The 14,551-nt window shown below is 38.0% G+C and carries 11 protein-coding genes; 3 read left to right on the forward strand and 8 right to left on the reverse strand.

Going from position 1 to position 14,551, the window contains the following annotated elements:
* Positions 1-288: 288 nt before the first annotated feature.
* Positions 289-984 (forward strand): VIT1/CCC1 transporter family protein, encoded by a 696-nt coding sequence (locus GEZ84_RS09605; RefSeq protein ID WP_117304250.1) that lies wholly within the window; start codon positions 289-291, stop codon positions 982-984.
* A 193-nt stretch (positions 985-1,177) separates the two neighbouring features.
* Here the strand turns inward: GEZ84_RS09605 and GEZ84_RS09615 are convergent, their stop codons facing one another.
* Both GEZ84_RS09615 and GEZ84_RS09620 read right to left on the reverse strand, forming a co-directional pair.
* Positions 1,178-3,166: an ABC transporter permease gene (locus GEZ84_RS09615; protein WP_153224371.1), complete on the reverse strand. Its 1,989-nt coding sequence runs from the start codon at positions 3,164-3,166 to the stop codon at positions 1,178-1,180.
* A 1-nt stretch (position 3,167) separates the two neighbouring features.
* The gene (locus GEZ84_RS09620) at positions 3,168-3,926 is read right to left on the reverse strand and encodes an ABC transporter ATP-binding protein (protein ID WP_000173372.1); all 759 of its coding nucleotides are present in this window, start codon (positions 3,924-3,926) and stop codon (positions 3,168-3,170) included.
* Positions 3,927-4,453: 527 nt separating this feature from the next.
* Between GEZ84_RS09620 and GEZ84_RS09625 the strand changes: the two genes are divergently transcribed.
* Both GEZ84_RS09625 and GEZ84_RS09630 read left to right on the forward strand, forming a co-directional pair.
* A complete protein-coding gene (locus GEZ84_RS09625; protein ID WP_194252061.1) occupies positions 4,454-5,014 on the forward strand; it encodes a hypothetical protein in 561 nt (186 codons plus the stop codon).
* Positions 5,014-5,211 carry a hypothetical protein gene (locus tag GEZ84_RS09630; protein ID WP_153224373.1) on the forward strand — a complete coding sequence of 66 codons (198 nt, stop codon included), beginning with the start codon at positions 5,014-5,016 and terminating at the stop codon, positions 5,209-5,211. The genes GEZ84_RS09625 and GEZ84_RS09630 overlap by 1 nt, the downstream gene beginning before the upstream one ends.
* Before the next feature lie 133 nt (positions 5,212-5,344).
* On the opposite strand, the gene GEZ84_RS09635 is transcribed toward GEZ84_RS09630, so the two are convergent.
* From GEZ84_RS09635 to GEZ84_RS09660, 6 genes are all read right to left on the reverse strand, one after another.
* Complete coding sequence (locus tag GEZ84_RS09635; RefSeq protein WP_033685104.1) at positions 5,345-5,617, reverse strand: PspC domain-containing protein; 273 nt, start codon at positions 5,615-5,617, stop codon at positions 5,345-5,347.
* Between the two features lie 58 nt (positions 5,618-5,675).
* On the reverse strand, positions 5,676-6,125 hold the full coding sequence (locus GEZ84_RS09640; RefSeq protein ID WP_049524569.1) for a SprT family protein: 450 nt from the start codon (positions 6,123-6,125) through the stop codon (positions 5,676-5,678).
* A complete protein-coding gene (locus GEZ84_RS09645; RefSeq protein WP_153224374.1) occupies positions 6,112-8,241 on the reverse strand; it encodes a Tex family protein in 2,130 nt (709 codons plus the stop codon). Before GEZ84_RS09645 ends, GEZ84_RS09640 begins: the two co-directional genes overlap by 14 nt.
* 93 nt (positions 8,242-8,334) lie before the next feature.
* Entirely contained in the window at positions 8,335-9,816 is a 1,482-nt protein-coding gene (locus GEZ84_RS09650) for an AAA family ATPase (RefSeq protein WP_153224375.1), read from the reverse strand.
* A 27-nt stretch (positions 9,817-9,843) separates the two neighbouring features.
* Positions 9,844-12,480 (reverse strand): DEAD/DEAH box helicase family protein, encoded by a 2,637-nt coding sequence (locus GEZ84_RS09655; protein ID WP_153224376.1) that lies wholly within the window; start codon positions 12,478-12,480, stop codon positions 9,844-9,846.
* Between the two features lie 3 nt (positions 12,481-12,483).
* Positions 12,484-14,343, reverse strand: a complete 1,860-nt coding sequence (locus GEZ84_RS09660; protein WP_153224377.1) for a DNA methyltransferase — start codon at positions 14,341-14,343, stop codon at positions 12,484-12,486.
* Between the last annotated feature and the right edge of the window lie 208 nt (positions 14,344-14,551).

Here is a 14,551-nt window from a genome sequence, read left to right on the forward strand (position 1 = left end):
TTAGTATTCTATTGTATAAATTACTTTATTCCGATTTCTGTTGTTACTAGTTTAATCATAAAATCTTTCTTACTCCGATTAGTAAATCTACCTCCTATTATACCATAGATAAGTAGAAAAAGGACTAGTCTATCAGCTTTGCTTCTCTTTTATCCTTCTCTACTAGCTAGTGCTGTTTCTATCTTTTAAAAAACTCGTAAAATTAAAATCGTGCAACTTTTTTCAGATACTTTTAAAAGATTGATTTCATTACCTCTTTCCTTTATACTGGATAAAAAGGAGATTAGTATGTCAGAAACAAATCACGAAATCGATTCAAATTTTGCAGGTCGTTTAAATATCCTGCGTGCTGGTGTTCTTGGTGCTAATGATGGAATTATTTCCATTGCTGGTGTGGTTATCGGAGTTGCCAGTGCCACGAGCAATATCTGGATTATTTTTTTATCTGGATTTGCAGCTATTTTGGCAGGTGCCTTTTCAATGGCGGGTGGAGAATATGTATCTGTTTCAACTCAAAAAGATACCGAGGAAGCAGCCGTTGCGCGTGAGCAAGTCTTGCTAGACCAAGATATGGAACTAGCCAAAAAGTCTCTCTATGCTGCCTATATCCAAAATGGCGAGTGTGAAACATCAGCCCAACTTCTCACCAACAAGGCCTTTTTAAATAATCCGCTCAAGGCTTTGGTAGAGGAAAAATATGGGATTGAGTATGAAGAGTTTACCAATCCTTGGCATGCTGCTATCTCTAGCTTTATTTCTTTCTTCCTTGGAAGTTTGCCTCCAATGCTCTCAGTGACCATTTTCCCAAGTGAATACCGCATCCCTGTTACTGTCCTTATCGTCGGTGTGGCTCTTCTTCTCACTGGTTACACTAGTGCCAAACTTGGAAAAGCCCCAACCAAAACAGCTATGATTCGGAACTTAGCTATTGGCCTCTTGACCATGGGCGTTACCTTCTTACTCGGACAACTTTTCAGCATTTAATACTCTTCGAAAATCTCTTCAAACCACGTCAGCTTCGCCTTGCCGTATATATGGTTACTGACTTCGTCAGTTCTATCTGCAACCTCAAAGCAGTGCTTTGAGCAACCTGCGGCTAGCTTCCTAGTTTGCTTTTTGATTTTCATTGAGTATAAAATACAAGAAATACCTCGATTTTGAAGTCGAGGTATCTTTTTTACATTTGGACAATCTTGCGATAACTTCTTGAAGTAATCATGAAAATCAGCACATAGGCGATGAGGAAGATAGCGCAGATAGACAAGGTCACAGTCAACATCATATTCGTATCTATTACACCAATTACTTTTAAAATCAGACTAAGCATATGGTAGGCAAATGCTAGATGTATGAAGGCAAAAAGCAAAGGAAGGAAGAAAACAGTTAAAACCTGTTTGTTGATGGTTTGCTTGATTTGCTTTTGATCCAAACCGACTTTCTGCAAGATAATAAAGCGTTCACGGTCTTCATAGCCTTCAGAAATTTGTTTGTAGTAGATGACCAGAACGGTTCCGATCATAAAGATAATGGATAGGAAAATACCGATAAAAAAGACACCACCAAAGAGGGCACTCATCTGAGAACGAGCATCTGCTAGATTGCTACCATAAACATAGCTATCTTCTGTGTTTAATTGAGCATTAAACTGATTGAGGTATTTTTCATACTCTTCAGCGACCTTGAGTTGTTCTTCTTCACTGATATTTACATTCATACCGCCGTAAAACTGATTATAGATAGCCGAATCTGGGAATTGATCCAAAAAGGCTTGTAAATTAGGTACAACAAGGTAATTGTAATCAGTAGTCAAAATATTAAACTGATTTGGGACATGGTTGACAATAAAATCTTTATTAAATTCTTCTTTGACAGAAAATTGATGATCATTTAGAGTTAGTACTTTCTGTCCTTTCAGTCCGTCATTTTTGGCAAAGAGACCGACCTCATTTACTGATAGAGAAAGTTTTTGACCAGTCATATTTTCATAATCTTTTTGGTCAAATACCATGAAAACTGTTTTTGGTTGGACACGGTTTTGTCCTTTTTCAAAAATAGTTAACTTGGTTCCTTCTTGATTTGCAATACCAAAGTTACTGTAACGAAGCACTTCTTTCTCTTTGACACTATAACCTTTGTCACTTGCAAACTGGCTCAAGAGTTTGTCCAAATCTTCTTTTTCAACATTTTTTCCAGTAATTCCAAAGTCATGCGGATTTAGAACTTTTTTTAAGCTTTCTGCGGAATTGAAAATGCTTGTCGCTGCTGACATGGTTACCAAAACCATTGTTGACAAGATAGCGATAGTTGCTAGTCCAACCGCATTTTTCTTCATACGGAAAATCAAGTTAGACACTGAGATCAGGTTATTAGGTTGGTAATAGTATTTCTTGTTTTTCTTTAAGATTTGGAGGAAGACTGTAATTCCTGCATTAAACAAGAGATAAGTACCAAAGATAACCAGCAAAACAGCTAGGAAAAAGGTTGTTAAGGCTGTAAGAGGATCGGTTACCGTAAGGGCAAGATAATAGCCAATCCCTAAACTTATGGAACCAAGAATAGTTTGGAGAGGTAGGAAACGACCTCTTTTCTCTCCGCTTGCTTTCTCACGCGAGAGCTGGAGGGCATTCATACGGGCGATTCGAAGGGCATTCAGGAACATAAGGCATAGGAAAATCAATCCAAAGACAACAAGTACTGCAATGACAACATTCATTTGGAAGGTAGCGACCAGCTCAACCTTCAATTTCATCAGTTTGAGCAAGAAAGCGAAAATTAACTTGTCAAACAAGGCTCCAATACCGATTCCTGCTCCAACAGTTAGAATCCCAAATACCACTAACTCCTTAAAGGTCATACTGATCAGATGGCGTTTCTCCAAACCCAGCATGCCATAAATCCCTAGTTCCTTGGAACGGTTCTTCATGACAAAACTATTGGCATAAAGGACGATAATGGCTGACGCAAGGGTGACGACAAACATACCAAATCCAAGTGTAGCCTGAATGGTTGTTCCTCCACGGATTTCAGCAATCTTGGGATTGAAAGTTAGAGAGTAAAAGAGATAGGTGACGGTGACTGCCAAGAGAACAGCCAACGCAAAAGGATAGTAGAGTTTGCGGTTTTTAATCAAGTTCGATACCGCTAACTTATTGGTTAATCGAAACATACTAATTCACCTCGCTTGCCATGACAGTCAAGGTATCAGAAATTTCTTGGAACATCTGACGTTCTGTCTTCTCTCCACGGTAGATTTGGTTGTAAAGAATGCCGTCTTTGATAAAGAGTACACGTTTAGCTCTGCTAGCTGCTGCTGTTGAGTGGGTTACCATGAGAATAGTTTGGCCACGCTCATTGATTTCATCAAAGACATCAAGTAAGGCTGCAGATGACTTGGAATCAAGGGCTCCTGTTGGCTCATCCGCAAGGAGAATTTCAGGTTCTGTGATGATGGCGCGGGCTACTGCTACACGCTGTTTCTGCCCACCTGAAATCTCGTAAGGATACTTCTCTTGCAATTGGTTGATACCAAGATTCTCAGCTGTCACCACCAATTTCTTCATCATCTCCGTAATGGGTCTTCTTGACAAGACAAGCGGAAGCAAGATATTATCCTTTACAGAGAGAGTATCTAGCAAGTTAAAGTCTTGGAAGACAAATCCTAGCTTTTCACGACGGAAGCTAGAGGCTTGTGAATTTTTAATGGTTGCGGTGTCCGTTCCATTTAAGTAAACCTGACCACGAGTTGGTTTATCCAGCATAGCTAGGATATTGAGAAGAGTTGATTTACCAGAACCAGACTCACCCATGATGGCAACGTAGTCACCCTTTTCGACGGTAAAGTGAATATCCTTGAGAGCTTCTACTTGGTTGCCCTGAAAACGAGTTTTATAAATTTTTTGAACGTGTTTTACATCTAAAAGTGTCATGAGAATCTCCTTTCTTAATATCCCATCAAATGAAATGTCTCTTGCATCATAGCGCATCCCAGCTGAACGCGCTCGATATCTTTATGGCTTGGTTTTCTTGTTTTCTTCTGTAAGATTTGTTTCATGATGTTACTCCTTTGTTCTTTATGAGTCTAGTTTACATCAAAAAAATGCTGCTTTCCATAACCTAACCTTACAAAAGAGACTTTAATCTTACATTTTTGTAAGATTGGGGGGAATGTAAGCAGATTTAATCTAGAGAAGTACACTGTAGCTTCTAAAATATTGTTAGAAATTGGTTTGAATTTCCCAATCAATTATTGAGTTTTTATTTCATTTCACTATGCAATAAATCACTTCACTTTTTACTATAAAAATTATATAATGTAATTATGAAAGGGCTTACTTTAGAAAGGAGAAAAAATCGGAAACTATAATTTGAGTAAGCTTATTTTAACTATCACTTTATTACCAAAATATTTCTACTAAAAATTTATTTTAGCTCTTTTCCAGAAAGTGTGGATATTATGAAAAAAATCTTGATTACTTTTTTTGCTATCCTTTCACTATTTTTCTATTCATCTGTTTTTGCAGATGATACTAATACAATAGTGAGCGAAACTATGACAGCTCAACAACTTGTGAATCAATACGCGACTGATTATGATATCACATTGGAACAAGCATCAGATTTACTTGGTATAAATTTATACGAACGCTCTTCACAGACATATAGAACAATTTCTACTCAAATAACTGTTACAAACTCCTATAAACCATCTATTTCTTTCTACTGCGAAACAAGCGAATATGGAACTTATCATGGTATTATAAGAATATTAAGAACAGAAATAAATAGAAATTATAATGGAATGTCAAAACAGTTTTCTGGTTCATTGTACGTCAATTTAGAACAGGCTGATAGAATATTCTATATAATTAATGGAGATTTCTTTGATAACGGTACTACAACTTTAAGCGGAGGACTGAATATTGGAATAGGAGAAGGCGCTAGCGTAAATTTGGGAGGTTCCTACGTTGATAATCACTATAAATATGTATATCATGAAGGGAGAGTTCATTTTTAATGAAACACAAAGAACATATACTCATCGGACTTCTCTATCTCCTCTCTCCATTCATCGGTCAGCTCTTAGTTGAAAAGACATACTTTATCGGTACAGAATTTACAGCTACTGCTTATGCTATTTGCTGGTTATCAGTTGTTATCAGCATCCACCATTTTTCAAAAAATGTATTGTCTCAGCAAAAAAAATCAGATTAGAAAACCTGAGTTTAAAATAATATTTTATATATGATGCTGAGAAAATCTTATTAAAAGTAAAAAAAGCTTTAAATCAAGCAGTTTAGACTATTGATTTAAAGCTTTTTGCTTATTCCAAATCTTCTGTAGAACCTCACCAAAACCATCCATCATTTTCTTCAATAGCTTGGGCTTCTTTGCGTTTGCGTGGGCCTGTTCCGTACATTTCTGCTTCAATTTCTTCCTTGGTTGGCATGATAGAGGCTAGGATGATATAGATAATCACGCCAAGTCCAAAGTTTGCGACTGTGAAAATGGCAAACAGAAAACGTACAAGGGTAACATCAAAGTTCCACTTGTCTGACAGACCTGCCAGAACTCCTGAAATCATGCGATTTCGTCTCATTTTATAAAATTTACTGTTCATGATATTTCCTCTTTCTGCTAGGTTAGTCATAGTATATCACGGGTAGGATCGGCTTTCATCAGTCCTCAGGCTGATTTACTAGTAGCAATTTACCTCGACAAAGTCCACAGCGATAGCGTTTGGTATCAATCCTTCGCTTGCGATGATACCTTTGCTGGCAGGATTGGCAACGATAGAGCTTGATTGGCTTGGAGTTGCTATTGGGCAAGGAAGGCACAAAGCGTAATCCATCCACTGCTTTCAACAGTTCCTTAAAATCCCTATCCTTGTGTTGATAGCCCTTTCCTTGAAAATAGAGGTGATAATGACAGAGTTCATGTCGGACAATTTTCCTAAAAACATCCAGCCCCAGTTCCTGATAAACCTTGGGATTAAAATCCAAATGCCCATCTTTGGGGAAAAATCGCCCACCTGTCGAACGTAGACGCCTATTCCACTGAACATGATGGATAAAAGGTCTGCCGAAGTCTTCTAGTGAAACCTGCTTAACGTAATCAGTCAGTTTCATTTGGAGCTAGGAGCGACAGATTTACTTTTTCACGTTCAGTATCAATTTTCTTGACCCAAACAGTCACCAAATCTCCAACTGACACCACTTGACTGGGATGCTTGATAAACTTGCGACTCATATGGGAAATATGGATGAGACCGTCCTCGTGAATCCCGATATCAACGAAGGCACCGAAGTCAACGACATTACGCACCACACCCTCTAGCTTCTGACCAACCACTAAATCCTTGATATCTAGGACATCTTGGCGAAGCACAGGTGCGTCAAAGGAATCACGGAAATCTCGACCTGGTTTGAGAAGATCTGCAATGATATCTTTAAGGGTTTCTGGACCAAGGTCTAGCTCTTGCGCCATATCTTTGATTGAAAGGGACTTGAGTTTACTTTGGGCTTCTTCATTCAAGTCTGTAATGTCCAAACGTTTGAAAAGTTCCTTAACGGCAGCGTAATTTTCTGGGTGAACTCCTGTATTATCAAGAATATTGCTACTTTCCGGGATACGGAGGAAACCAGCTGCCTGCTCAAAGGCCTTGGCTCCCAGACGAGGAACTTTCTTGATTTGAGCGCGTGAAGTGATTTTTCCTTCTTCCTCACGGTATTTGACAATATTTTCAGAGATAGTTTTGTTAAGACCAGCAACGTGGGAAAGAAGAGCTGGACTGGCCGTATTGATGTTGACACCGACTTGGTTAACCACGGTATCCACGACAAAGTCCAGACTTTCAGATAGTTTCTTCTGGCTGACATCGTGTTGGTATTGACCGACACCAATAGATTTGGGATCGATTTTAACCAATTCCGCAAGAGGATCTTGCAAACGACGAGCGATGGAAATGGCAGAGCGCTTTTCAACGGTCAAGTCTGGAAACTCCTGACGAGCAAGTTCACTGGCAGAGTAGACCGAAGCACCACTTTCATTGACGATAACATAGCTGACTTCAGGGAAATCTTTCAGAACTTCCGCCACAAAGGCTTCACTTTCACGACTAGCCGTTCCATTTCCGATGGCAATAATCTCTACACCGTATTGACCAATCAAGTCTGCCAGATCTTTCTTGGCTTCTTCGATTTGACGAGCAGATGCTGGTTTGACAGGATAAATGACCTGAGTCGTCAGCATTTTTCCTGTTGCATCAACGACAGCTAGCTTGGCACCTGTACGAAAGGCTGGGTCAAATCCAAGAACCACGCGCCCTTTCAACGGAGCAACCAAGAGGAGATTGCGCAGGTTGTCCGAAAAGAGTTGGATGGCTCCTTCTTCTGCCTTTTCAGTTAATTCTGTCCGAATACGGCGCTCGATAGCAGGCAAGACTTTTTTCTTAACTGACTGTTGGACAACTTCATCTATATAGGCGTTTTTCACCTTGAAACGAGCAGCAAAGAAGGCAAGAATACGGTCTGTTGCATGTTCAAAACCAACCTTCAAGACACCTAGCTTCTCCCCACGATTAAGGGCTAAGGTACGATAACCCTGCATATTTCCAACCGTCTCTGAAAAATCATAATAAATCTGAAAAACCTGCTTTTCATCAAGACTTTCATCCTTGACTTGAGAAGTGAGTTTAGAATGTCTCAGCACTTCCTGATAAGTCATGGCGCGCAGTGTCACATCTTCTGATAAGGCTTCAACCAAGATATCAACTGCACCAGCCAAGGCTTCCTTAGCAGTCGCAAATCCTTCACAGACAAACTTCTCAGCCTCTTTTTCTAAGTCAGCTACATTTTGCAAGATTAAGCGAGCAAGTGGGAAGAGTCCGGCTTCACGAGCAATGGTTGCCTTGGTTCGACGTTTTTCCTTGTATGGAAGATAGAGTTCTTCTACGTCTGCTAATTTTTCGGCAGCTAAGATAGCTTCTTCCAACTCTTTGGTCAACTTGCCTTGTTCTTGAATCTTAGCTAAAACAGCTTCTTTACGATCATTGAGGTTAGTCAGACTTTTATCCAAGTCAATAATGGCCTTAATCGCCACCTCATCCAGACTACCAGTCATGTCCTTCCGATAACGCGCGATAAAGGGAATAGTCGCCCCTTCAGCTGTCAAACTTAGAACGGTATCAATTTGCTTTAACGTCACTCCCAAATCCTGGGAGATTTTTTCATATTTTTTATCCATGAATCTATTATACCACAGAGAAAACAGCAGTCAAAAATAATAATATTCCCATAACCTAAAACAGGATGTCTATGTCAAGACATCCTGTTTATTTTACACTAAATCATGTAAAATATTCAAAAGTAATTCTGTTGACTCTTCCAATTCTTCTGTAGTATAGCTGTTATTTTGATTTTCTGGATGATGAATGATGTTGCGAATTAAAGTTGGAAGAGTTTTTTGCTCTTGCTGAATATTCCCGTTTTTTAATAAACGATGATAGTCTTTATCTTGAGTTATGCCTTTATCTACAAGCCATTTTTCGAATTCTTTCTCGAAATAATTTCTTTCATCCTCATCAATCGCTTTTGCTTGGATAAATCCATATAATTCATTGTGAAATTCCACGCTGTTTACTCCAAAAGCAATGTAGTTTATTTCTCCTATTGTCGGTGAGGTAGTTCCGAATAAATTTAATTCCCGCTTATCCGATACAAAATTCACTCCGTCGTCATTCTTGGAAAAAATATTGATTTGCTGAGTTCTACAGTCAAACTTTTTTAACAGGTAAGGAGAATGAGTCGTAATAAAAACTTGATATTTTTCAGCAATTTTATTAAGTGAATCGATAAGTTTATCTTGCGCTTTAGGATGTAAAAATGTCTCAGGCTCATCAATAAAAAACATAATTGGCTTAGATAATGTTTCCTCTTCATTATCAAGCACACCAGCATAAACTTGAATTAAGCTTAAAGCTAATGCCCGTTGCATTCCAGTACCTTTTTCTGAAACAGAAGTTGAAATACCATTATCCGAAAGAAGAAGACTACCCGTCTTAAAGAAATTATCAATTTCAGGCAATCCAAAATTAAATTGTACCTCACCATCTCCATACTGCTCTTTCAACACGGAGGAAATTTTAGTCGCAATTCCTTCAAGAATTCTACCCAACCCTTCATCTCCAAAAGTTTTGTTATGAGCATCTTGAAATTCTCTCCATGTATCGCCTTTTTGAAAATCTTTTGTTATATCATTAATTATTTTACCTATTATTTTGGTCTTACCAAAATCTTGATAATCTTCATTCCTTATATCCGAATATACAAACTGAGCATCAAATAATGCAGTAATCGTTTTATCAATGCCTGTGGGGTTTTCAAACCTCTTTATATCATCTTCCTCGGTTGAATTTGGATTATAAATCCTTACTTTTGAGATATCTAAAGAAACTGTTTTTTTACCTTGCGTTACTTCACATTCCTGAGACGACCTTAAAACCCTAAGACTATACGTACCATCTTCATTGTCGATTACATAGTCACTGTATTTATTAAGATTTAGGTTTTCATCATTAACTATTTCACTGAGATCTGCACCTTTGAATTCAAGTTCGACAGATATATTTTCAGTCTCAAGACCCTGAGTTATAAAATCTAACTTGTTTTTTCCACTCTGAATGAATTCAATCGCTTTAAAAATTGTCGTCTTACCACAGTTATTATTTCCTACAAAAAAATTTACACCTTCCGAGAATTCAATAACATGCTCTCCTTTAAAACTCTTAAAGTTTACTAGTTTAATTTTAGAAATATACATTTTCTTATCTCCTACTCACGTTATGTATTAGAGTGTCCGCAGTTGTTTCTTGACCTCGTCCTTACTTATCGTCTCATTAAAGAACGGCAAACCCACAATCCGATAATGTTCATCATCAACTAGCGTCCTCGCCTCATCTCGTTCAGAAATTTGATGCAAGAACTCTTGTTTCCAGCCTTCCTTACTATTTTTGAAAGTATTATCTGCGTCCAAGAATTGACTTCCTTTTGGTTCAATGAAAATCTGCCAAGAAACATTTCCTGTATTTTTGTCGTTAGCGAACATGAGAAAGTCTGGTTCAAAGGCTTTCCCATTAGCAAAACTATAAATCTTTACAGCTTTTTCATTTCGAAGTAGGTAAATATCTGTCCATTTTTCTTCAAGTTCAGTCATCAAATCTTTAATCAAACGGACGAGAAGTTTTTCCTCACTGGTGCCGAAGTTGTCATTGTAAGCGTACCAGTCTAGATTATCCAAATCTTCGAAATACTGGGTTTCGGCTATATTTTTCTGTGACAAACCAAACTCTGCTTGGCTTTGATGGTTAATGGTGTATTTTCGCAAGATATTATCTTCAAATAAGTCCTTTATTTTGTATTTTTCGAATTTTTCTGAACCGAAGAAGCGTTCCTCGGTCGCAATCAAATCTTTTTCAATGTGATGGAGAAGTTTTTCAGTAATATAAAGTTTGTCGTCTGGGGTTAAATCATTCACTAGTTTGTACTGAGACTCCACTCGCATATCAATATCTGAAAGCATATTGATAAATCCAGCAACATTTGGCAAACCTACGAAAGCTTTCTGTAGATTATCGAACGAGAACTTTTTATTGCGATTGATAGCCGTTCTGACAATATTGTTGCTGATAATTTTACCGAATTTGAAGGTAATCGCCTCTAATGAATCCGAAACATAATTTCCTTCATCAAATGCCTCAATATCTCGCACACTGTGGGTTGGGAGTTTGACTTCGAAAGATTTGGGAATGAAATTCGTATCAAATAGACTTCCTTGACGTTGTTCAAGTAGTTGCTCATAAGAAAGGCGTTTATTCATCCAAACGACGCCATCTGTGTAGGTTCGCGTTTTCTTGAAAGACTCCTTAAGCTTGAGCACACGTTCTTCCAGATTCTGGTCATCATAAATCCCAGATTCACGCAAGACTTGCTTGAGTTCTGAAATATAGCGAGGATTATTAGCAGAGTGATAGTGAAGTTGTTCAATCACCCGAAGTTCATAATTTTCATTTTCGTCAAATTTTCGAATGTATTTTTCTTCAAAATTATCACCAATGACAAAAGGATAATAGCGAGCACCACGACCAATCAACTGCTTCTCAGTGTTGGTAGTTTTTCCTGCGACAAATCCGTTTTTTGTGTTCTTCCCATCACGGGTGTCATAAAGTCGGACAATGTCGAAAAGATTGAGAACGTCCCATCCCTCGTTCAGCATATCCACGGCGAAAATGGCACGAATTTCATTTGTTGGTAGTTCTAAGGTATTGAGGAGATTGAGACTATCTTTATGCTTGTTCTTTCCATCAACTAAAAGCAGGCGCTCTTTTCGAAAATCCTCTTGAAGTTCCGCCACCAAGTCTGCGTTAGAAATACCGACTTTTTCGAAATAAGAGAAGGATTTTTTTAAAATACTGGATTTTTCGTCCATTTCTGAAACAAGATCACGCTGTGCTTGAATATCTTCTGGAGAAAGATTGTCTAGCACCCCCAAAAATGAGTCCAGATTTTCTTGACTCTCAGCAATCTTCTGCGACTTGAACATGACCAAGGGTTTTAGGTTGATACCATTTTTCAGAGCGATTTTCTTGCGATATTGACTGACAAGAATGGCTTGAAGCATACGATTATTGACTTTACCATCCACCAGATGAAAGAGAACATCTTTCGAATACTTGTCCAGTCGAAATTCTTTCAAATCATATTTGAACAGCAAGGATTTTTCATACTTTTGAGCTAAGGTTGGATTTGTTAGGTCAATCGTTGCCGTAAACTCAAAAATACTGGATTTTTTAGCGGTTCTCTGGATAGCTTCAATAGTAGACGTCCAGCTGGTGTTGTCCTTTTTCTCGTTTGTGTCCAGACCAGCGTTCAAGTGATGTGCTTCATCAGCCAACATGACAACAGAAATATCCTTGAATTGCTCATAAGACAGACGGTTTTCTCGTGGCGTATTGAGATCTTGGTGGAGCTTCTGAATAGTAGTGAAAACAATATTAATACTATCATCACGACTATCTGAAAAATCCGTCACTTCACGCACGGTCACAATTTGCCCATCCATGACAATCTTTTCCGCAAAAAGGTACTTACCAGAAGAGCTCTCCAAGAAATTATCCTTGGTTTTGGTGAGAATATTGTCGTTATTGACAAAGAAGATGAAATTCCGTTCCCCTTGTTTGTACTTTTCCAAGATAACCGCCGCCATCAAAAGCGTCTTCCCAGAACCAGTCGCCATATTGTAGAGGACTTGCTCTGGAATAGCACGATTTTCATCTGTTTTATAGTATAAATATCGTCCAATCGCTTCCTCTTGATAAGGACGCAAAGAGTGTTTCAGATTTTTAGTAATGTAATCTGGCAAATCCGCTCGAAAGTCCTTAAAGCCAGACCGACTGACCGTATCATAAGTTTCGTAAATAAAAGTCATGACTTACTTTTCCTTCCCGTAGAAAGCATGATTCAGCTTTTTATCTTGAGCGGAAATCCCGTAATCAATATCGTCAATATCCGAGTAATTCACGTATAGATTGTTATTATCAATAATCTCAGATAGGATTTGCTTTTGTTCTGCTAATGAAAGCTTTTCAAATTCATTCTTTTTCAACTTTTTAGGGTCAATGCGGTAGGAAAGGAATGATGATTTTTTCGCAAGTTCAAAGACTTCAAGCAGTTTTTCTTTTGTTGTCGCCTCAAGAATTTCATTTTTGAATTCCTGAACATCATTTTTGAGTTCGCAGTAGACAAACGAACCTCCACCCTGCCAGTCGACAGATTTTGAAATACCACCTTGTTCGCCCTCAATCACTTTTTCCAAACGTTTAACGGACACGGTCTCAATGTAGTCCATTTGTTCAATACCAATGTACTGGCGGTTCATTTTGTGGGCAACGGCTGCTGTTGTACCTGATCCGAGGTGGTAATCTAGGACGATGTCACCATCATCGGTCGTTAAATCAATAAACTTTTTAACCAGCTGTTCTGGCTTAGGGTAATCAAAAACTTTTTCTTTGAAAATTTCTTCTAAAACTTTAGTTCCCTGACCAGAAAAACTTTCATCAATCCAAGATGTAAAAACTGTTTGTTTCTTCCCATCACCTTTATATATTTTTTCGTAGAGCTCTGTTCTACCATCTTTTTCAAGTGACACTACCATATCATTTTTTATAGCTTCTTCAAGTCTATTTTTACTCCATCTCCAGCACCCATCATCTCCATTCGGTAAGATTGGCAATACTTTATTACCCTCAAATTCAACTTCATAGAAGAGGTTAGGGCGGTCTTCTCTTCGACTGTTGCTTCCCCATTTTCGAATAAGCTGAGTTTTATAGTTTCCTCGGCTATCTTCATAAGCATAGTTTGAAGTGTCTTCGATAAAAGCTTTATTCAAGACTGCTCGTTCTTTATTTTTTGCGTAAAAAATTATAGTTTCGTGAATTTGAGCAACATATTTACTATCTTGACGACCTCCTCGACCTTTCCAGACAATATTTGAGATAAAATTATTTCTGCTGAACACCTCATCCATCAAAACTTTTAGATATGCTTGTTCATTGTCATCACATTGTACAAAAATTAAGCCATCATCACTCAGCAACTCTCGAGCCACCTCTAAACGATTCTTCATAAAAATTAACCATGTTGAATGATTGAAGTTATCATTGTAATTAAAGCTATCATTACCTGTATTGTAAGGCGGATCAATATAAATGAGCTTGACCTTCCCAGCAAAACGTTTTTTCAAACTATGCAGAACGATAAGATTATTCCCTTTGATGATAAGATTATCAGTATCTGCTAACTCTTCCACTTCATGTTCGCCATCTTTGTCATAGCGTTTAAAGTTAGTCAAGACCTTATCATCCAGCAAGCGATTGATTTCTGTTGGAGCGAGTGTTTCATTAAAGAAAACCTCTTGACGTTTAGCATCGTCCCTAGTCTGTCCACCCTCAAGTATGCAGTCTTTGTATGGAAAATTGAGAACAACTTCTTGATTTTCAGAAATGTACTTATTTTCAGTTGCAAGACCAATTTTCGTCTTATAAGCCGTAAAACTGTCTGGGAGAAACTCCTTGTTGTTCAGAAACTGTAAAAAGACATCTTTCTTAAAGACGAGCACACCTGTCTCCAGCTTAGAAAAGAAGTGATTAGAGATTTTTCCATCACTCATCAAGAGATTGAGAAGTTCTGGATTATATTGTCTTGCCAGCTCTGTTAATTTATTCTTATTAAGCACACCTTCCACCATAAAGGTGTCATTTTGTGCCAGAAGCTGTTCCAGTTCTTGTTTCATATAAAGTTTACCTTTCAGTTATAATTTAGCGAAGGACTGATAGGATTCCTTTATTATGAATATAATAAAGGAAGGGTACCCTTCCTTTATTATGAATATAATAAAGGAAGGGTACCCTTCGGGTTTTTCAAATTTTTCTGACTCTATTATAGCATATTTTGAGTCGGTTCTCACAATCTTCTTGTTACTTACCGACTCCCAATTTCTT

The sequence above is a fragment of the Streptococcus mitis genome, assembly GCF_009496155.1.
GTDB lineage: Bacteria > Bacillota > Bacilli > Lactobacillales > Streptococcaceae > Streptococcus > Streptococcus mitis_BQ.

What these genes read in the sequence shown, in the direction of transcription:
- GEZ84_RS09605 (WP_117304250.1), top strand. Translation starts at nt 289, where the DNA reads ATGTCAGAAACAAATCACGAAATCGATTCAAATTTTGCAGGTCGTTTA.
- GEZ84_RS09615 (WP_153224371.1), bottom strand. Translation starts at nt 3,166, where the DNA reads ATGTTTCGATTAACCAATAAGTTAGCGGTATCGAACTTGATTAAAAAC.
- GEZ84_RS09620 (WP_000173372.1), bottom strand. Translation starts at nt 3,926, where the DNA reads ATGACACTTTTAGATGTAAAACACGTTCAAAAAATTTATAAAACTCGT.
- GEZ84_RS09625 (WP_194252061.1), top strand. Translation starts at nt 4,454, where the DNA reads ATGAAAAAAATCTTGATTACTTTTTTTGCTATCCTTTCACTATTTTTC.
- GEZ84_RS09630 (WP_153224373.1), top strand. Translation starts at nt 5,014, where the DNA reads ATGAAACACAAAGAACATATACTCATCGGACTTCTCTATCTCCTCTCT.
- GEZ84_RS09635 (WP_033685104.1), bottom strand. Translation starts at nt 5,617, where the DNA reads ATGAACAGTAAATTTTATAAAATGAGACGAAATCGCATGATTTCAGGA.
- GEZ84_RS09640 (WP_049524569.1), bottom strand. Translation starts at nt 6,125, where the DNA reads ATGAAACTGACTGATTACGTTAAGCAGGTTTCACTAGAAGACTTCGGC.
- GEZ84_RS09645 (WP_153224374.1), bottom strand. Translation starts at nt 8,241, where the DNA reads ATGGATAAAAAATATGAAAAAATCTCCCAGGATTTGGGAGTGACGTTA.
- GEZ84_RS09650 (WP_153224375.1), bottom strand. Translation starts at nt 9,816, where the DNA reads ATGTATATTTCTAAAATTAAACTAGTAAACTTTAAGAGTTTTAAAGGA.
- GEZ84_RS09655 (WP_153224376.1), bottom strand. Translation starts at nt 12,480, where the DNA reads ATGACTTTTATTTACGAAACTTATGATACGGTCAGTCGGTCTGGCTTT.
- GEZ84_RS09660 (WP_153224377.1), bottom strand. Translation starts at nt 14,343, where the DNA reads ATGAAACAAGAACTGGAACAGCTTCTGGCACAAAATGACACCTTTATG.